The sequence below is a fragment of the Streptomyces sp. NPDC107471 genome (genome assembly GCF_055582845.1).
Genome location: NZ_JBVJPC010000005.1, coordinates 269,612 through 288,375, shown reverse-complemented (window position 1 = coordinate 288,375; position 18,764 = coordinate 269,612). Strand labels below are relative to the sequence as shown.

The 18,764-nt window shown below is 74.2% G+C and carries 18 protein-coding genes; all 18 read right to left on the bottom strand.

Annotated features, from left to right (window positions below; all coding sequences use genetic code 11):
- Window positions 1-18: 18 nt before the first annotated feature.
- Window positions 19-240: an MbtH family protein gene (locus ACZ66S_RS18795; RefSeq protein WP_469902623.1), complete on the bottom strand. Its 222-nt coding sequence runs from the start codon at window positions 238-240 to the stop codon at window positions 19-21.
- Window positions 241-303: 63 nt separating this feature from the next.
- A complete protein-coding gene (gene sbnB / locus ACZ66S_RS18790; RefSeq protein ID WP_469902622.1) occupies window positions 304-1,302 on the bottom strand; it encodes a 2,3-diaminopropionate biosynthesis protein SbnB in 999 nt (332 codons plus the stop codon).
- 65 nt (window positions 1,303-1,367) lie between these two features.
- Window positions 1,368-2,144 carry an FkbM family methyltransferase gene (locus ACZ66S_RS18785; RefSeq protein ID WP_469902621.1) on the bottom strand — a complete coding sequence of 259 codons (777 nt, stop codon included), beginning with the start codon at window positions 2,142-2,144 and terminating at the stop codon, window positions 1,368-1,370.
- Window positions 2,141-3,508: a condensation domain-containing protein gene (locus tag ACZ66S_RS18780; protein WP_469902620.1), complete on the bottom strand. Its 1,368-nt coding sequence runs from the start codon at window positions 3,506-3,508 to the stop codon at window positions 2,141-2,143. The genes ACZ66S_RS18785 and ACZ66S_RS18780 overlap by 4 nt, the downstream gene beginning before the upstream one ends.
- 6 nt (window positions 3,509-3,514) lie before the next feature.
- Window positions 3,515-4,498: a 2,3-diaminopropionate biosynthesis protein SbnA gene (gene sbnA / locus ACZ66S_RS18775; RefSeq protein ID WP_469902619.1), complete on the bottom strand. Its 984-nt coding sequence runs from the start codon at window positions 4,496-4,498 to the stop codon at window positions 3,515-3,517.
- Window positions 4,499-4,604: 106 nt separating this feature from the next.
- Window positions 4,605-4,892 (bottom strand): acyl carrier protein, encoded by a 288-nt coding sequence (locus ACZ66S_RS18770; RefSeq protein ID WP_469902618.1) that lies wholly within the window; start codon window positions 4,890-4,892, stop codon window positions 4,605-4,607.
- Entirely contained in the window at window positions 4,889-6,712 is a 1,824-nt protein-coding gene (locus ACZ66S_RS18765; RefSeq protein WP_469902617.1) for an acyl-CoA dehydrogenase family protein, read from the bottom strand. Before ACZ66S_RS18765 ends, ACZ66S_RS18770 begins: the two co-directional genes overlap by 4 nt.
- On the bottom strand, window positions 6,709-10,194 hold the full coding sequence (locus tag ACZ66S_RS18760; protein WP_469902616.1) for an AMP-binding protein: 3,486 nt from the start codon (window positions 10,192-10,194) through the stop codon (window positions 6,709-6,711). Before ACZ66S_RS18760 ends, ACZ66S_RS18765 begins: the two co-directional genes overlap by 4 nt.
- A 212-nt stretch (window positions 10,195-10,406) precedes the next feature.
- On the bottom strand, window positions 10,407-11,192 hold the full coding sequence (locus tag ACZ66S_RS18755; RefSeq protein ID WP_469902615.1) for a DsbA family protein: 786 nt from the start codon (window positions 11,190-11,192) through the stop codon (window positions 10,407-10,409).
- Window positions 11,189-11,941, bottom strand: coding sequence for a 3-oxoacyl-[acyl-carrier-protein] reductase (gene fabG, locus ACZ66S_RS18750; protein ID WP_469902614.1), 753 nt, complete (start codon window positions 11,939-11,941; stop codon window positions 11,189-11,191). The genes ACZ66S_RS18755 and fabG overlap by 4 nt, the downstream gene beginning before the upstream one ends.
- 23 nt (window positions 11,942-11,964) lie before the next feature.
- Window positions 11,965-12,474, bottom strand: a complete 510-nt coding sequence (locus ACZ66S_RS18745; RefSeq protein ID WP_469902613.1) for a 3-hydroxyacyl-ACP dehydratase FabZ family protein — start codon at window positions 12,472-12,474, stop codon at window positions 11,965-11,967.
- Window positions 12,471-12,908: a 3-hydroxyacyl-ACP dehydratase FabZ family protein gene (locus ACZ66S_RS18740; protein WP_469902612.1), complete on the bottom strand. Its 438-nt coding sequence runs from the start codon at window positions 12,906-12,908 to the stop codon at window positions 12,471-12,473. The genes ACZ66S_RS18745 and ACZ66S_RS18740 overlap by 4 nt, the downstream gene beginning before the upstream one ends.
- A complete protein-coding gene (locus tag ACZ66S_RS18735; RefSeq protein WP_469902611.1) occupies window positions 12,905-13,174 on the bottom strand; it encodes an acyl carrier protein in 270 nt (89 codons plus the stop codon). Before ACZ66S_RS18735 ends, ACZ66S_RS18740 begins: the two co-directional genes overlap by 4 nt.
- A 205-nt stretch (window positions 13,175-13,379) precedes the next feature.
- Entirely contained in the window at window positions 13,380-14,498 is a 1,119-nt protein-coding gene (locus ACZ66S_RS18730) for a beta-ketoacyl synthase N-terminal-like domain-containing protein (RefSeq protein WP_469902610.1), read from the bottom strand.
- A 93-nt stretch (window positions 14,499-14,591) separates the two neighbouring features.
- Complete coding sequence (locus tag ACZ66S_RS18725) at window positions 14,592-15,407, bottom strand: SDR family oxidoreductase (protein ID WP_469902609.1); 816 nt, start codon at window positions 15,405-15,407, stop codon at window positions 14,592-14,594.
- Window positions 15,391-16,383: a beta-ketoacyl synthase N-terminal-like domain-containing protein gene (locus tag ACZ66S_RS18720; protein WP_469902608.1), complete on the bottom strand. Its 993-nt coding sequence runs from the start codon at window positions 16,381-16,383 to the stop codon at window positions 15,391-15,393. The genes ACZ66S_RS18725 and ACZ66S_RS18720 overlap by 17 nt, the downstream gene beginning before the upstream one ends.
- A gap of 22 nt (window positions 16,384-16,405) precedes the next feature.
- Complete coding sequence (locus ACZ66S_RS18715; RefSeq protein ID WP_469902607.1) at window positions 16,406-17,740, bottom strand: beta-ketoacyl-[acyl-carrier-protein] synthase family protein; 1,335 nt, start codon at window positions 17,738-17,740, stop codon at window positions 16,406-16,408.
- Entirely contained in the window at window positions 17,737-18,714 is a 978-nt protein-coding gene (locus ACZ66S_RS18710; RefSeq protein ID WP_469902606.1) for an acyl-CoA thioesterase, read from the bottom strand. The genes ACZ66S_RS18715 and ACZ66S_RS18710 overlap by 4 nt, the downstream gene beginning before the upstream one ends.
- Between the last annotated feature and the right edge of the window lie 50 nt (window positions 18,715-18,764).

The following is an 18,764-nucleotide window of genomic DNA, read 5'->3' as shown; positions in this document are numbered from 1 at the left end:
GGTGGAGGGCGGCGCGACTCAGGCCGCGGAGGACTCGTGCATGCGGCGGCGCAGGCTCAGCGGACGCATGTCGGTCCACACCTCGGCGATCCGGGCCAGGCACTCCTCGCGGGAGCCCTCGGTGCCCTCGGCGTGCCAGCCGGCGGGCAGCTCGCGGGCGGCGGGCCACAGCGAGTACTGCTCCTCGTCGTTGAACACCACGCGCTGACGGGGGCCTTCGTTCTGCTGCTCGGCGGTCATGACTGCTCCTTCGGGCATACGGATGGTGGGTGTCGGTGCGGAAAACGGGCGGGGCGGCGGCGCTCAGGCCGGCAGGAAGTCCTCGACGCGGACGCCGAGGCCACGCCGTTCGGCCTCCTCGCGCACGTACTCGGCGAGCGCTATGTCCAGCACGCCGAGGCCGAACGGCGAGTACACGACGGGCCGTTCGGGCGTGCGGGCGAGCCGCACGCGGCCCCGCAGCAGCGCCCCGATCTCGGCGGCGACGAACTCCCGGTCGCCCGTGACCTGCTGGGCGAGGTCGAGGGAGGTGCGCTCGCGGCACACGTGGTCGGTGTCGTCGACGACGTTGACCGCGCCGAGGATCGTCTCGGCGGTCAGGTCGCGCAGGGAGACGTGCAGGACGGTGGTGTCGGGGCCGCAGGCGGTCAGGTCCAGGTGCGGGGTCGCGGCCGTGGTGGCCAGCGAGACCAGCCGGTGCTCGCCGAGCGCCGCGGCGAGGTCGGTGACCGGGTGGGCCTTCACCGCGGACGCCGCCTCCTGGCAGCGGGCGGCGAACTCCTCGGCGCGCACCGGGTCGGTGTCGTACAGGGCGGCCTCGGTGAGCCCGGGCAGGGCGGCCGTGAGGAAGCGCAGGATCTCCAGGTTGATGACCCCGCAGCCGACCAGCAGCACGGAGGCGGGCGGGCGTTCGGCGGTGAGCTCGGCGGCGGCCAGGGCGGCGCTCGCCGCGGTCCGCTTGGCGGAGACCACCGCGCCCTCGACGAGGGCCACCGGGCGCCCGTGGTCGAGGGAGTTGAGGAGGATCGCGGCACTGGCCCGCTCGGTGCCGGCGGCCACGTTGCCGGGGAAGGAGGCGATCCACTTCATCCCGGCGGCCGGCCGCTCACCGCCCCGGTAGGCGGGCAGTCCGATGATCCGGTCGCGGGCGTGCTGCTCCTCGGGGAAGCGCAGGAACGTCGAGTGCGGCAGGGACGTGCGGCCCTCGTCGTGCAGCCGGTAGGTGTCGGCGACGAGGTCGATGATCTCCGTCTCCCGGCCGGACAGGACGTCCGTCACGTCGGTGCGTCGGAGGATCAGCATGGGGTTCCCTCTCTGCGGAGCCTTTCGGTGATGCAGCGATGGTGGGTTCCGCCGCTATATGCGCCCTATACGGCCCGCAGGGCCTCGACGTCGTACAGCACGGTGTCCGCGAGCAGCGGGTCCTGCCGCACGTCGACGGTGAACCCGTGCGCCGTCAGCAGCTCCCGTACGGCGGCCAGCCGGCCGTCCTCGTCGTGCACCTCGGCGACCACCGCGCCGACGAGGGGCCAGTGCTCCTCCTCGACGCCGCGCAGCACCTCCAGCTCGGCGCGCTCCACGTCCACCTTGAGCAGGTCGACCCGCTCGACGCCGTGCCGTCGCAGCAGCTCGGAGACGGTGACGGCGGGCACGGTCAGCTCGACGCCCTCGTGCAGCCCCTCGACCAGTTCGGCCGCGTCCTCGGGGTCGACCCCGCTGTTGCGCAGGAAGGTCAGGGTGATCTCGTCGTCGGCGTCCGGGTCGGCGTGCAGTCCCGAGTTGCCGGGCGCCTCGGGGTAGTAGGTGAAGCTCAGCAGGCCGGGACGGTCGGAGACGGCCGCGCACTCGGTCCGCCAGCCGGGGGCCGCGTGCTCGGCGAGGTTGCGCTCCAGACAGGCGTGCAGGGCGGGTACGGGCTCGGCGGCCAGGACGTGGACGCCGGGCCGGGTCCGGGCGCAGTACACCGACATCAGCCCGATGTTGGCGCCGATGTCGACAACGGTGTCACCGGGCCGCAGCCGTCCGGCCGCCCGGTGGTAGGCGCCGGGCGGCAGCATCTCGCGCCACATCGCGACAGCGGCGGGGCCGTTGGTGCACCACACGGCGGGTCCGTCGGGCAGTTGCCTGCGCAGGCTCTCGCTCATGCCGCCCCCGATCCGAGCGCCAGCAGGAACGCCAGGTCGTCGTCGTGGGCGACGAGCCCGACGTCGGCCACGGCGGTGTCCGGGGCGTCCAGGGAGGCGTCCAGCAGACACCGCCAGGTCTCGCCGAACCGTTCGACGGTGGCGGCGTCGAAGAGGTCCCTGCGATAGCGCAGGACCGCCTTGAAGCCGCGGGAGTCCTGGAGGATCTCCACGGTCAGGTCGAGCTGGCCCTCCTGCTGCGGCACGTCGACCAGTTCGGCGCGCAGTCCGCCGAGGCGCACCGGGCCCTCGTACAGGCCCTCGACGGGCAGCCGGTCGGCGGCGACGAGGGTGCAGGAGATCCGGAACAGCGGGCCGCCGCCCAGCAGTTCGACCGGGTAGCGGGCGTGCGAGAGACCCCGGCGGAGCTGGTCCTGCGCGGACGCGATCGTCTCCAGCAGGGTCGTCGCGGGGGTGAAGCGGGCCGCGGTCGGCAGGGCGTTGACGTAGTAGCCGACGGCCTGCCGGGTGGCCGGGGTGAGGCGGGTGGTGGCGGGGCAGCCGACGAGGAAGCCGTCACCGCAGCCGGAGCGGTGCAGGGCGGCCTGGAAGGTGCCGAGCAGCCAGGCGAACGGGGTCAGCCCGCGTGCGGCGGCGGTCTCCCGCAGCCGCCGTGAGACGTCCGGCTGCCAGTCGAGTTCATGGGTGGCGCCGCGGAGCGTGCGGTGCGCGGGACGCGGCCGGTCGGTGGGCAGCACGGCGGCCCGCAGCCCCGCGCACACCTCCCGCCAGTGCGCCACCGCTCGCGCGCCCCGCGCCGAGGCCACGAACTCCCGCTCGGCGCTGACCTGTTCGTCCCAGCCACCCGAAGGTGCGGGGGCGGTGTCGGGTGCCGCCCCCGGTCCGGCCGGCCGGCCGGTGCGGGTCCCGTACTCCGTGAACAGGTCGCGCAGCAGGAGCCATTGGGACGTGGCGTCGCTGACGATGTGATGGGTGGCCGTGACGAGGACGGCGTCCTCGGGGGTCCGGCGCAGCAGGACCGCGCGGAAGGCCCCCTGGGCGGTGAGCCGGAAGGGCTCCTCGCCGGCCAGTGTGGCGAGCCGGAAGAGGCCGGCGTCGTCGGCGTCCGGTGTCTCGCGGACGTCGAGGCGGACGGACTGTGCCGCCCCGACGCGGCGCACGGGCCCGTCGTCGGTGCCGGGGAAGCGGGAGCGCAGCAGTTCGTGGCGGGCCACGAGCGCGGTCAGCGCCTCCTGGAGCACGTCGACGCGCAGGGCACCGCGCAGCCGTACGGCGAGGACGACGTTGTAGGCGGGACTGTCCGGGTCGAGCTGGTGGGCGAGCCACAGGGCTTCCTGCCCGGCGGAGAGGGGATGCGCGGTCATGGCCGGTCAGTCCTTCCACAGGTGGGAGACGTCGCCGAAGTTCTCGCGCACCCACGTGTCGGAGTAGATGGTGTCGAGGTAGCGGTCGCCCCCGTCGGGGAACATGAGGACGCAGTTCGAGCCCTCCGGGACGCGGTGCCGGATCTTCCACAGCGCGGCCACCGCGGCCCCGGAGGAACCGCCCGCGAGCACCGCCTCCCGGGCGATGAGCCGGCGGCAGGCCACCACGCACTCCAGGTCGGAGATGTGCACCACCTCGTCGGCGTAGGCCGGGTCGGCGAGCGGCGGCACCACGGAGGCGCCGTGACCGGGGATGAGCCGCTGGGTGGACTCCAGGCCGAAGATCGCGCTGCCCAGCGCGTCGACGGCGACCACCTTGGTGGCGAGACCGCGCTCGCGGATGTGGTCGCGGCAGCCGCGCAGCGTCCCGAAGGTGCTGACCGGGCAGAACAGGTAGTCGACCTTCCCGTCGAGGCTGTCCGCGATCTCCCGCATGGTGGTCTCGTGGGCCTTGGGGTTGAGCGGGCTGGCGTACTGGTTGGGCCAGTACGCGCCGGGGATCCGGGCCACCAGCTCCCGCACCCGGCGCAGCCGGACCGGCAGGTACTCGCCGGTCAGCTCGTCGCGTTCGGTGACGACCTCGACCTCGGCGCGGAAGGCCCGCAGGATGGCGAGGTTCTGCTCGGTGGTCTTGCCGTCGACCACGCAGATGAAGCGCAGTCCGAAGTAGCGGCAGATCTGCGCGAGCCCGACGGCCAGGTTGCCGGAGCTGGACTCGACGATCACGGACCGGCCGGGTTCCACCTCGCCGGCCCGGATCGCGGCGAGCAGCATGCCGAGGGCGGAGCGGTCCTTGATGCTGCCGCCGGGGTTGAACCGCTCGACCTTCCCGAACACGCGGGAGCCGAACTCCGGGAGCAGTCGCGCCAGTTCGACGAGCGGGGTGTTGCCTACGGTGGACAGGATTCCGGGATAGGTTTTCTCAGGCACGGGCCCCTCCAGGGCGTAAGCGCCCGAAGGGGCGCGGGGCGGTGACATATGCGGCTCCGCCGCGTGGGCGCGACCGGCCACGACGAGGCCGCGGCCGAACGACGACCTAGCGCGGCACCTCCCCCGGTGACTGCCGCAGCTCCGCCGCCAGGTGCGCGGTGATCGCGTCGATCGTCGGGTGGTCCCAGGCCAGCGTGGGCTCCACCACCAGTCCGAAGTGGTCCTCCACGTCGCCGCACAGGGTGAGCGCGTACACCGAGTCGAGGCCCATCTCGGCGAGCTGGGTGCCCTCGTCGACGTCGGCGGGGTTGCGCTCCAGGTAGTAGGCGACCCGGTCGACGAGCCAGGCGCGGATGTCCTGCGGCGCGACGGGGGCGGCGGTGGTTTCGGTCATGAGTCAACTCCCTTGGCGGGCCCGCCGTCCGTGGCGAGCCGGGTGCGGAAAAGGTCGAAGGTGCGTCCGGCCTCGTGCCGTGCGGACAGCTCCGTGAAGAGCGCGTCCACGGCGGCCTCGGACAGCGGGGCGCGGCGCGGGCCGAGCCGTTCGGCGAGCCGGTGCAGCGCGGCACCGGCCCAGCACGGGTCGGCGAGGAACGGGTCGCCCGCGGGGTCCTCGGCGGCCGCGCGCCACACGCCCAGGCAGGCGGCGGCCGCGAGGAGGAGGACGTACCGCTCGGCGAGCAGGAAGGCACGGCGGCCGGCGAGCGGGGTGCGGTCCTGCGGCGGCAGGGCCGTGGCCCGGTCCGCGAGGTCGGCGAGGTGGACGGTGAACTCCGCTGCCAGCGCCGCGAGTTCGGCGTACTCGGGGCCGCGTCCCGCGAGGTCCTCGGCGAATTCGGGCAGCAGCGCGGCCAGTCCGTCCGCACCGCGCGCGGTCAGCTCCAGACGGCCGAGGTCGAGGGCGGGCAGCGGGTCGTGGAGCCGGAACAGCGAGGCGTCGTACGGCTGCCGCGGGCCGTTCGCCGCCGGGCGCCAGGCGCGGTCGGCGAGCCGGGGCAACTGCGGCACGATGTTCGACAGGCACACCGCCCCGCTCGCGTGGGCGAGCGCGACGACGGGCAGGTCCCGGGCCGTCTTCTGGAACCCGGCGTACGGCCCCTCGCGCACGTAGCTGCGGGCGCCCAGCAGGACCCCGAGCCGGTAGGAGCTGTCCTGGAGCAGCTTCGGCACCAGGTACTTCACCGCCGCCGACCGCACGCTCGCCTCCTCGGGCGCCAGGTGCAGGGTGCGCGCGGCGACCATGGCGAGCGCGTCGCAGACCAGCAGGTCGACGAAGGCGCCGGTGAGGGTGGCGCGGGCGAGCGGCAGGGCGCTGACGGGAGCGCCGTACAGCCGTCGCTCCCCGGCGAAGGAGAGCACGGTGCGCAGTTGCCGGTCGCCGACGCCGACGACCATCCCGGGCAGCACGCAGCGCGTGACCTGGAAGACCTTCAGTACGGTCTCCATGGCTCCGCCCTCCTCGCCGAGCAGGGCGTCGGCGGGGGCGTGGGCGGCGGTGAAGTCGGCGCCGCCCAGCAGGCAGCCGCGCACCCCGGAGGTGGGGTAGCGGGCGGTGCGGTCGACGGCCGGCGTGTCGAGGCCGACGAGGAGATGGGAGTGGCCGCGGCTGCCGGGGCGTTCGTCGGTCCGGGCGAACAGGACCGCGGCCTCAGCCCGGCCGATGTTGTTGACGAGCTGTTTCCCGCCGTCGAGGAGGTAGCCGCCGCCGGGCGCGGGCCGGGCGGTGAGCGCGATCCGGGCGAAGTCGCTGCCGTGGTCGAGTTCGGTGTAGGCGGCGACCACCCGGCCGCCGCCGCACAGCAGGTCCGCCACCCGGCGCCGCTGCTCGTCGGAGCCGTCCGCCCACACCGGCAGTCCGGCGATGAAGCTGGTCACCCCGTGCCCGATCGCGAGGGAGGCGTCCCGCCGGAACAGGCTCCGCATGAGCAGGGCGAACCGGTCGGCCCGTGCGAGGCGCCCGCCGAACTCCACCGGCACGAACTCGGCCCCCAGCCCGAACGAGGCGAGCGCCGCCTCCCCGGCCGCGAGCAGCTCCCCCCGCTCGTCGGCGTCGAGCACGGCGCTCAGGCCCAGCGGGTTGGCGGGGTCGTCGGGGTCACCGAGAAGGGCCTCCAGGGAGGCGATGCGCTCCAGGGCGGGGTCGGCGCGGAAGTCCCCGGCCGGGGCACCCTTCGCATCACCGGGCACCCGTCCCGACGTCAGCAGGTCCGTCATGCCGCTTCCTCCTTGGGGGTCTCGGCCAGGCGGCACGGGAACAGCGAGAACAGCAGACCCTGTCCGGTCTGGGCGTCCAGGGCCGGGAGCAGGGCGTCCAGGGCAGGTCCGTCCGTGTCGTCCAGGTCGGGCGCGCCGGTGAGCCGGTGCAGCAGGCGGGCCAGGACCGCGTCCAGCCAGGCCGCGTCCGTCCACAGCGGTCCGCGGGCCCGCGGGGTGCCGGTGTTCTCCAGCCACAGGTGCAGGCTCGCCGCTCCCGCGTACACCAGGGCGTAGCGGCGGGCGGCGACGAACGCCGACTCCGGTACGGCCCGTGCGCTGTGCCGCAGCGCGGCCATCTCGGCGTGCAGTTCCTCCGCGAGGGCGAGCAGCGTCCGGGCCCGCTCGGCGACCCCGGCCGGCGCGGCCCGCGCGACGCGCTCGACGGCCTCGGGCAGCGACTGCACGACACTGGACCCGGACCGCGCGTACAGGCTCAGCCGGCCGTGGTCCAGCGCGGGCGCGGGACCGTCCAGCCGGGCGGCCACCGCCACCGCGTCGAGGTCGGCGAGCCGGCCGCGCCAGCCCCGGCACAGCACCGGGAACTGGTTGATCAGGGAGTTGAGGTTGACGGCCGTGCTGCCGTCGAAGATCCCGACGATCCGGTGGTCCCGCTCCAGCTTCTGGAACGCCCCGTCGGCGAAGTCCCGGGTCAGCATCGCGCGGGCGCCCAGCAGCGAGCGCAGCGCCCCGATCACCTCGTCGCCCAGCGTGGGCACCAGGTACTTCGCCACCGCCGACACCGCGCTCTGCTCCCCGGTCAGGGTGTGCGCGGAGCGGGTCGCCACCAGGGCGGCCGCCTCCATGGCCAGCAGGTCGGCGTAGGACTCGGCCAGGGTGCGGGCGGCGTGCGGGAGTTCGGCGAGCGGGCGCCGGTACAGGCGGTGGGAGCGGGCGAAGTCGGCGGCGATGCGCAGGGCGTGGTCCGTCATGCCCAGGGACATCGCCGAGCAGAGCGTACGGGTGATCTGGAAGCCCTTGAGGATGATCTCCAGGCCCTCGCCCTCGCCGCCGATCAGCGCGTCGGCGGGGACCTCGGCGCCGTCGAAGGCGATGCCGCTGATGTCGGCCCCGCGCACCCCGTGGGTGGGCACCTGCGGCAGCGGACGCCAACTGCGCCCGGCGAGGGCGGACTTGTCCACCAGAAAGAGGCTGAAGCCGCGGGTGCCGCCCTCCGGCCTGGTGCGGGCCAGGACGCACACCAGGTCGGCGCGGGTGGCGTTGTTGATGAGCCACTTGCGGCCGTCGAGCCGCCAGCCGGCCGCCGTGCGCTCGGCGCGCAGCTCACCGGCCAGCAGGTCGCTGCCGTGGGCGTGCTCGGTGAGCGCGAGCGAGACGACCGCTCCCTGGTTCACCCGTTCGGCCAGTGCCCGGGCCTGCTCCTCGCGTCCCGCCACCCACACCGAGATCGCGCCCAGGTACGTCTTGGCGTGCGCGAGGGCGGAGGTGAAGTCGCGCCGGGACAGCGTGCGGATGAGCTGGAGCAGCTCCTCGCCGCTGCGCAGCCCGCCCCCGTGCTCGGCCGGCACGAAGGAGCGGGGCACCCCGAGCGCGTCCAGCTCCCGGCACACCTCGGCCGGGAACTCCTCGGCCCGGTCCCACTCCGCGACCCGGCGGTAGGAGAACACCCGCCGCTCGTCACGGGGGTCACCGAGCCGTTCCTCCAGTTCCCGGGCGAAGCCGTGCGGATCCCATTCGGTCCGGAAGGACCGGGTGAGCTCAGGGGACAACTCCTCGTGCAGCGCGGTCAGTTCACCGGCCTCGAACAGCTCCCGCATCCGGGCCCGCCGGATCTTCCCGCTGGTCGTGCGCTGCACGCGGCCCGGCTTGACCAGCACCACACCGCCGACCCGCACCCCGAGCCGCCGGGCGAGACGGGCGCGGGCGGTGCGGGCGAGGGCGGCCAGCTCGTCCGCCGTACGGCCGCGTCCGCGCACCTCCTGGACCGCGACGATCTCCTCGGCTCCCGCGCCCCCGGGCCGGGAGGCGAAGACCGCCGTCGGCCGGTCGGCGAAGGCGGTGTCCAAGTCGCGCAGTTCACGCTCGATGTCGTGCGGATACAGGTTCCGGCCGTGCACGATGATCATTTCCTTGAGGCGGCCGGTGACGTAGAGCTGTCCGTCCCGGAAGGCCCCCAGGTCGCCGGTGCGCAGGAAGGGCCCCCTGCCGTCGGCCGTGAGCGCGCCGAAGGTCCGCTCGGTCTCCTCGGGCCGGTTCCAGTACCCGAGGGCGACGCTCTCGCCGCGGATCCAGATCTCCCCGACCCGCCCCTCGGCCAGCTCGGCCCTGCCCGCCGGGTCCACGATCCGCACGTCGAGCCCGTCCACGACACCGCTGCCGGCCAACTCCTGGCGTGCGGCGCCCTCCTGGGCCGCCACGAGCTCGTCCCGGGCCAGGGCGCCGGCGTCGGCGGACAGCACCGCGGGCGGCTCGTCGGCGAGGGTGCCGGAGACGTAGAGGGTGGCCTCGGCGAGGCCGTAGCCGGGCAGGAGGGCGCGCGCCGCGAAGCCCGCGTCCGCGAAGCGCTCGGCGAACCGGGCGAGGGTGGCCGCGTCGACCGGTTCGGCGCCGTTGCAGGCGTAGCGCCAGCGCGACAGGTCGAGGCCGGCGGTCTGCTCCTCGGTCAGGCGGCGCGCGCAGAGGTCGTAGGCGAAGTTGGGGGCGCAACTGACCTCGGCGCCGTACTCGTCGATGAGCCGCAGCCAGGACACCGGGCGCTTGAGGAACTCGGTGGGCGACATCAGCACCGCCGTGCCGCCCAGGTACAGCGGGGCCAGCATCATCGCGATGAGCCCCATGTCGTGGTGGGCGGGCAGCCAACTGCACCAGGTCATGTCGCCGTGCCAGCCGTGCCGGTCGCGCATCATCCCCAGGTTGTGGACGAGCGCCCCGTGCGGCACCATCACGCCCTTCGGGTCGCTGGTGGAGCCGGAGGTGTACTGGAGGAAGCACAAGGTGCCCGGGGCCACGGGCGGTTCGCGCCAGGCGTCGGCGTCCCCGGCGTGCTCGGCCGACTCCACCTCCACCGCCATGAGCCCGGGCAGGTCCGCCCGCTCGGCCTCCAGCCAGCGGTGCACGGCGGTCAGTCCCGGGCCGTCGGTCAGCACCAGGCGGGCCCCGGTGTCGGCGGCGATCGCGGTGGTCCGCGACTCCTGCCGCCCGAAACCGCCGGGCAGCGGCACCGGCACGGGCACCGCGCCGGCGTAGAGGCAGGCCAGGAAGGCGCGCAGGAAACCGGTGCCGGGGCCGCAGGACACCAGGACCCGGTCGCCGGGGGCCACCCGGGTCGCGAGCCACTGGGCGGCGGCCCGGGCCCGGCGGTCCAGCTCCCCGTACGCCAGCTCCTCCACCTCCGGTCCGGTGCGGAAGCGGACGGCGCTGTGCGCGGGCCGGTGCTCGGCCCTGCGGCGCAGCGCGCCGACGAAGCTCTCGAAGTCGGTCACCCCAACTACTCACCCTCTGCGGCCCGTCGGGCCGCGCTCGCACAGCAGCGGTCTGGACTTCAGCCAACCGGGGCGCACTATGCGGCACCTATATGTGGCCTTTGGTGCGGTACGCGGCCTCCGGTGGACGCCGACGGCCGCCGCAGGCACCTCAGGGGGGCGGGGTGCCGTACGGCGGCCGTGGGGGGTGATGCGGCGGGCCGGGGGGTGGCTCAGCCGCATCCGCCCGCGTGCCCGTCGTCGACGCGCACTCCGGCGCCGTCGAGGGGGGCGGGCTCACTCGGTTCCGGCGCGAGCGGAAGGTCCGGCGCGAGCCGGGAGCCGCTCGAGCCGCTCGAGTCGCCCGAGTCGCTCGCGAGCCGGGGGTCCTTCGCCGTGAGCGCGGCGACGAAGGCGGGGAGCCGGTCGACCCCCCAGTACTTGTCGTAATGGTCGACGAAGAAGGGGACGCCGAAGACACCGTCACGCTGGATGTCCAGCAGCACCCGTACCCCCTCGGCGCGCAGCTCCGGATCGTCCGAGGCGCATGCCAGCTCCTCTCCGTCCAGACCGAGCTCCGCACCGAAGCCGGCGATCGTCCGCCGGTCGCAGACGTCCTGCCCCAGCTCCCAGCGGGCCCGGGCGGCCAGCGCGATGTACTCGGGGCCCCGGCCGTGCCGCGCCGCGGCCAGATAGCCGAGGTGCGGCACCTCCCACACCGGGTCGCGGTCCACCGGCCAGGTGAAGGAGAGCCCGCGCCCGGCCGCCAACCGCCGTACGTCCTGGAGGATGTAACGGTGCTTCTCCGCCGACATCGGCGTGTACGGGAAGGCCCCGCCGGCCTCGGCGAGCATCTTCGCGCTCAGCTCGTCGGGCTCGAAGAACGGCACCCACTCCAGGGCGGCCGCCGTCCGCGGATGGTGCGCCAGCAGATCCCGGTACGCCAGCCACGAGTAGGGGCTGCGCAGCGAGAAGTAGAAGCGCGGGGGCCTGCGCCTCCGGCGGGCGGCGGCGCTCACAGCGAGATGCCGCCGTCCACCTGGAAGACCTGGCCCGTGATGTACGACGCCTCCTCGGAGACCAGGAAGGACACCAGCGAGGCGACGTCCTGCGGTGACCCGAACCGCTTGAGCGGGATCCGGCCCTGCATCTCCTTGGCCTTCTTCGGCGGCAGCACGGAGGTCATGTCGGTGTCGATGAAGCCGGGCGCGACCGCGTTGGCGCGGATGCCGTGCCGCCCGGCCTCCTTGGCGAAGGAGCGGGTGAAGCCGATGATCCCCGCCTTGGACGCCGAGTAGTTGGTCTGGCCCGCGTTGCCCGCGACCCCGGCCACCGAGGAGAGCGTGACGACGGCTCCGCCGCCCCGCTTGACCATCGGGAAGGCCACCGCGCGGCACAGGTGGTAGGTGCCGTCGAGGTTGGTGCGCACGACCGCGTCCCAGTCCTCGTCCGGCATCAGCACCAGCGGGCTGTCCCGGGTGATCCCGGCCGAGGTGACCGCGGCCGTCGCCGGGCCCAGGGTGTCCTCGGCCCGCTGCACGAACTCCCGGACCTGGGCGGCGTCGGCCACGTCCACCCGGCACGCGAACACCTGCCGCCCCAGCTCCCGCACCTCCTTCTCCACGACGGCCGCGGACTGTTCGTCGGAGCGGTAGCAGAACCCGATGTCGTGACCGTCGCGGGCGAGCCGCTCGACGACCGCCCGCCCGATCCCGCGCGACCCCCCGGTGACGAGCGCGACGCGCCGGCTCTCTGTCTGTACGGACATTCCGTCGTCTCCCTCTGGCTGTCTCATACGGTCAGCAGCGCGCGCCCGGGCGCCGGCGCCAGCTCGGTGACGTCCCGCAGCGCCACGACGAACGCCCCGATCCGCAGCACCTCACGGCTGCCGACGTACGTCTCCCCGGCGAGGATCGCCGTCTCGTCCACGGCCTTGACCATCCGCACCCGGTGCTCCAGGACGTCCCCGGGGTAGGCGCGCGCCCCGAAGGTCACCTCGTTGATGGAGCCCGCGAGTTCGACCTTCCCGGCCAGCACGTCCGGGTTGGGCGCCTCCCACACGGAGAGCAGCACCGCGGACTGCGCCCAGGACTCCACGACCAGGGAGGCCGGGTAGGCGTAGTCGGCCGGGGCGGCGTCCTGGCCCAGCGGGGCGTAGCAGGGCTCGTTGCCGGAGACGGCCTTGAGGGCGGTGAGGCTCTGCCCGGGCACGATTCGCCGGACCCGGTCGACGAGCAGCAGTTCCCCGCGGTGCGGGATGGTGTTCTTGATACGGCCGACGCCGTACTCGTCCCCGGTCACGCGGCGCCCTCGGCTTCCTGGGCCTCCTGGTCGTGGCCGTCCCTGACGCGGTAGCGGAGCCGGATGTCGGCGACCTTGCCGCGGTTGGTGGCGACGGCGGCCCTGAACAGCAGACCGGCCGCGTTGTCGGTGACGGTCACGTCGGCCAGCACCCGGTCGCCCGGGAACACCGGCCGGTGGAACCGGCAGCGGTCCATCGCGACGAGGTCGACCTCGCCGCCCTCGGCCCCCTCGCGGGCCGGCACGTTGCCGTGCGCCCACTGGCGGACCGTGCGGTCGGCGGCCTCGATGAGGAAGACGCCGGGCAGGACGGGGAATCCGGGGTAGTGGCCGTCCACGACGGGCCCGTCCACCGGGGCGTCGAAGGCGGTGACGGCCCCGGCGGGCCCGCTGCGGATCAGGTCGAGGTCGCCGAGCGGCGTCGCGGCGCTCACTGCGCGTCCCGCAGCTTGCGGTCGAGCAGCTCGTAGGTCCCGCGCAGCGAGGTGATGGCGGCGAGCTCGGTCTCCTGGAGCTTGACGCCGTACTCCTTCTCCAGCCGCACGGTGATCTCGAGCGCCATCAACGAGTCCACGTCGAGGTCGTCGACGAAGTGCGCCTCGTCGGTGACCTCGGCGACGTCCAGGTCGAGGACATCGGCGACCAGATCCCGCAGTTGCTCCTTGTCGAGCACGGAGGTGGCGATGGTGGTGTCGCTCATGACGTACACACGTCCTTCCTGATGATGAGCACAGACGAACCGGACAAAGCTCCGACGCAGCCGACGGGCGGAACGCCGGAAGAAGAGGGACGAACCCGGGGCCGCCGACGGGGAGTCCGTCCCGGACGGGGGTGGTGCGGGCGGGGACACGGACGGTGGAGCCGAGGCCGGGGTCACGGCGACCCCACCCGCGTCGAGGCCGGGGTCACGGCGACCCCACCCGCAGCACGACCGCCCCCGCCTGCCCGTCCACGTCCACCGAGGTCACCAGCGCGATCTCACCCGGGCCGCCGGCAGCGACCGCCCCGGCGACCTGAAGGGACGCACTCGCCGCCCCCAGATCCCCGACCAGCCGCCGCAACCGCAGCCGGGGCGGCCGGTGCTCCCCGAAGATCCCGGCGAGCGCGGCGTCCTCCCGGGCCCCGAGCACCCCGCCCCCGTCGGACGGCACCAGCAGTCCCACGTCCTCGACCCGGACGTCGGCCTCCTTCAGCGCCTCCCGCACGGCCCGGGCCACGGCCTCGTCGGCCCCCTCGGGGTCGGGGAAGGCGATGAACCGGGAGCCGAGCAGCGAGGCCAGCTCGGTGCGTCCGTAGGTGCGCGCCCGCCCGGCCGACTCCAGCAGGAACAGCGCGCACCCCTCCCCGAGCGGTCCGACCGGCTGCCGCTGCGGGCCGCCGCTGCGGGCCCGGTACTCCAGCCAGGCCCGCTCCCGGGAGAACTCCTCCACGGCCCCGCACAGCACCGCCTCGCAGTGCCGGCGCCGCAGCAGCCGCGCCGCGTAACTGAGCGCGAGCAGCCCGGTCAACGCCCCACCGGACACGGTGGTGTTGGGCCCGCGCAGGGTGTGCCAGATGGCGCTCTGCCCGGCGGCGCGGTTCATCACGGTGTTGGGGAACAGCGCGGGATCGACGTGGAAGGGCTTCTCCCCGGTCAGCGAGTCCCGCGTGAAGTCCATGATCGACTGCACACTGCCGTGCCCGGTGCCCAGCACCATGCCCACGGCCTCGGGCACCTCGTCGGCGAGGCCGGCCCCGGCCTGCTCCAGCAGCATCCCGGCGGTGGCCACGGCCAGCCCGGTGGCCCGGTCCATCGCCCGGGTCCCCTTGCGCCCGAGGATCGCGCGCACGTCGAAGTCCGGGATCCGCCCGGCCCGTTCGTACGGTCCGAGGTCGGACTCCTCGTCGCCGGGACGCACCGCGTCCCGCAGGCCCCGCACGCCCTCGGCGAAGGCCTCGGCGCCGAGACCGTACGGCGACGCCACGGACCAGCCGGAGACGACCAGGGTGTCCGGGTCCGCCCCGGTGGCAAGACTGACACTCATAGCTGTCTGCTCCTGAAGTCGTAGTAAGTACGCGGAAGTTGGCAGGTGACGTACGGCGGATCCCGCGGGACCCGGTGGGTCGGACCGGCTCTCTCAGCCCCACGCCCCCGCGGCGGCGTGCAGCTCCGCCCCGTCGACGCCGATGGTGTTGCCGGTCAGCCACGAGGACTCGGTGCGGGACAGCAGCGCGACCGCGTCCGCGACGTCCTCGGGCCGGGTCAGCCGGCCGTGCGGGTTGTTCTCGGCGGCCCGCTCGATGTACCCGGCGTGCTCCGGGATCCGCCGCAGCGCGGGAGTGACGGTGGTGCCCGCCCGCAACGCGTTCACGGCGATCCCGCTGGTGGCCAACTCGCAGGCGAGCTGGCGCACATGGGACTCCAGGGCGCTCTTGGCCGCCGACACCGCCCCGTAGCTGGGCAGGTGCTGGGAGGTCCCGGCGCTGGTCATGGCGTACACCTTGGATCCGCCGCGCAGGAGGTTCGCCGCGACCAGGTCCTGCGTCCAGTGGACGAGGCTGTGCGCCATGACGTCGAGCGTCATCTCGATCTGCCGTCCGCTGATCCGCTTCTCCCACCCCTCCCGCGGCAGGAACGGCACCAGCGATCCGAAGGCCAGCGAGTGGACGAGGATGCGGATCCCCCCGGTGGCCCCGGTCAGTTCGGCGAGCTCGGGCAGGATCTCGGCCCGGGCCGCCCTGGAGGCGGCGTTGGCGTTGAAGAACCGCGCCTCGACGCCCTTGCCGCGGATGTCCTCGACCAGTCCGGCGACCTCGTCGGCGCGCGCGGCGGTGTCGAAGTGCACCCCGGTGACATGGACGCCCTCGTCGGCCAGCCCGAGCGCGATGGCCCGTCCGATCCCGCTGGACGCCCCCAGAACCAGGCACCAGCTCCCCTCAAGCGACTTCAGCATGCTGCAACTCCTGTGTGAGACGGTCCGGTACGGGACAGACCCGGACGAACGCGAGCTGGCCCGCCCCGGTGGCACTGACGACGAGCCGTTCCCCGCCGTCCCGCGCGGTCACGGCGTGCGCGAGCGCGAGAGCGGGGCCCAGGCATCCGGTCCGCCGCGGGGGCAGCTCGTCCGGCTCGGCCGCCGCCCGCGTCCGCAGCCCGGCGAGCGCCCCGGCGACGGCCTCGGAGACCGGGGAGGTGTCGAGATCGAGGTGCACCTGCGGCACCGGCGCCCCCGGAACGGGTTCGTGAAGTTCACGGAGCACCCGGTCCAGCACCCGAGCGGCCCGTTCCCGGCCCTCCCCACGGTCCAGCGCCCCCGGGGGCAGGAACACCGAGCGGGACCGCAGCGTGGCGTGCACGGTGGCGCCGCGGGCGCGGGCCGCGGCGAACGGCTCCAGGGCGAGTACGGCCGCCCCCTGCTCCCCGCCCCCGCCCCGCGAGGCCGGCACCGGTTCCTCCGTCGCGGCCAGCAGCAGCGCCTCGCACCGGCCGGCGGCCAGCGCCGAGGTCCCCGTGGACAGGGCGTCCAGCGCGGCCGTACGGGCCGTGGCGACGGTCAGCGCGAAACCGTGCAGGGAGAGTTCGGCGGCGAGCCGGTTGCCGAGCACGTTGACCGCGAAGTAGGGCGCGAGTGCGGGGGAGACGCGGTCGGCTCCCTGCTCGGCCACGGTGGCGTCCATCGCGTCGTAGGCGCCGGCGAGCCCGGCGTTCGTGGCGAGCAGCAGCCCCCGGCGGTCGGCGGGCACACCCGCGCCCCAGTCCCCGTCGGCGACGGCGGCCCGAGCGGCGGCGAGCACGTACTGGGCGGCGGCGGGAAGGTACTTGTACCCCCGCGCCCCGAGCCTCGCCCGGTGATCGAACCAGGCCCCGTCGGCAGGCAGCCCGCCGTACCCGGCAGCGACCCCGGCCTCGTCCCCCCAGGGAGAAACCACCCCGACCCCGGTAACAGCGACGTCACCCATCGAAGCCTCCCGAGAACGACGAGCCCGAATCCCCTCCGGCAGACGCACCACCGACACCCGCAGCCGGCGAACCTCCGCCACCCGCACCCGACGACGATTCCGAGACGGGTGGTGCGGGTGGGAACGAGAGGGCCGACGGCGAAGCCGAGGCCACAGCCCCCAGCACCACCGACGCGTTGTTCCCCCCGAACCCGTACGCGTTCACCAGCACCCGGCGCACCCCGAGGGGCACGGAGTCCTCCGGGAGCCACACCTCGCACTCCGGGTCCTGCTCCTTGAGCGGCACGTTCCCGGGCACCTCCCCGTGGCGCAGGATCAGCGCCCCGGCCACCACCCCGAGCGCCGCCGACGCCCCGCCCGCGTGCCCGAGCAGCCCCTTGAGGCTGTACAGCGGCACCCGGCCGGTGCCCAGCACCCGCCGCAGCAACCGGCTCTCCAACACGTCGTTGAGCCGCGTACCGGTCCCGTGCGGCACCACGCACCCCACGTCGTACGGCGGTTCGCCCAGCGCCCGCCGCATCGCCCGCACGATCTCCTCGCCGTCCTCCCGGGGCGCGGTCGGATGGTCGCCGTCACAGCTCCAGCCGACCCCGGACAGGCTCAGCACCCGCCCGGCACCGGCGTCCAGCGCCCCGCGGGCCCGGGCGTGCGCGGCCGACTCCACGACCAGCACGCCCGCGCCCTCGGCGAAGACCGTCCCGGCCCGGTCGCTCTCGAAGGGCCGGCAGCGTTCGGGGTCGACCGCCCCGAGCCGGTTGAAGCACCCGAGGGCGACCCGTGAGTAGGCGTCGGAGCCGCCCGCGATCACCACGTCGGCCTCCCCGGCGCGGATCATGTCCACCGCGACGCCGAGGGCGTATCCGCCGGCGGCGCAGGCGTTGGCGACGTCGATCGCCGTACCGAACAGGCCCAGTTCACCCGCGAGGGCGGCGGCGAGCCGGAACGGCGGCTGCCAAGGCCCGCCGCCCCGGCCCCGCTCGTTCACCCCGGGCTCGCCCATGCAGCTCCCGAGCACGACGGCGCCGCGCACCGTGTCCAGGGCGCCGGCGTCCAGCCCCGCGTCGGCCAGCGCCTCGGCGGCGGCGAGCGAGGCGAACCGCGTCGCCCGCTCGGACGCCAGGTCGAGGCCCGGCTGGTCGGGGCCGGACGGGCCGAGGTCGGGCACCAGGTTGATCAGCGGCAGGTCCATGAGGGCGAGCGGGTCCGCCGGCCGGTCCGGCAGACGGGTCCCGGCCGCCGTCATGGCCCGCCACAGCTCGTCCGCGCCCACACCGTGGCAGGTGACGGCGCCGACCCCGGTGACCACGGCCTCGGCCTCGGCGTTCATGCCGTCCGGCCCTCCAGGGCCGCGTTCATGCGGTCGTCGAAGGAGACCAGCGACCAGTCGCGCCGGTTCTCGATGACGGCGTACCCGTGGGTGATCCGTCCGGTGGCGGTCTGCACCAGTTCCCCGTCCCGCACGACGTACGTGTCCATGCGGGAGTCGTAGGTGAACCCCTTGAAGACGCTCTCGACGGTGAGGACGACGTACAGGTCCTCCTCCATGCGCGCCTCGTCGAGGACGGTGATCCGCGAGTGCGGCACGACCGGGATCCAGTTCTGCTCGTCCAGCAGCGTCTTGATGGAGACCCCGCGGTCGGCGACGAGCCGGTCCTTGGCCTCCTCCATCAGCCGCAGGTAGCCGGACATCTGCTGGCGCTCGGTGAAGTGGCAGTACCAGTAGGGGATGCGGAACTTCCAGGCGTACGCGTTCCTCCCGGCCGTCAGCTCCTTGACCAGGTCGTCGGCGGCGAGGTCGGCCTCGACCGGCTCCGGCGTCCAGCCCGGCTCGGCGGCCAGCCGGTCCACCGCGAACGGCGCGAGCGCGGCCGGCACGGGCAGCTCGCCGCCGCCGCGCGGGTCGAGACGCAGTTGGACGCGCACGGTGGAGGTGACGGCCTTGAGCAGCGTCTCGCGCCGCACGTGCAGGGTGACGGCGAAGAGCAGTTCGCCGTCCTTGGCCTTGCGGTGCGGCTTCACCTCGGCGACGGCCGTGTCGTCGATGTGGAAGGCGTGCAGGATGCGGGTGTCGATGTCGACGATGTCCGTGCACAGGCCGTAGACCTCGTAGACCGTGCCGGGCGCGAGACCGGCCTGGCGCAGATGGTTCAGCACGGCTTCCTCGACGAGGTAGTTGACGTGCTTGAAGCCGATCCAGGTGCAGATGTTGGAGCCCTCGTAACGGGGCCGGATCTCCAGGGAGCTGGGCTCCTTCAGGGCGAGGACCGCGGTCTCGATGTCAGCGGTGTGCGTGGTGGTCACGTCGACTCCGTCAGTAGGGATGGGCAGGAGGAACTGAACGCTCGTACAGG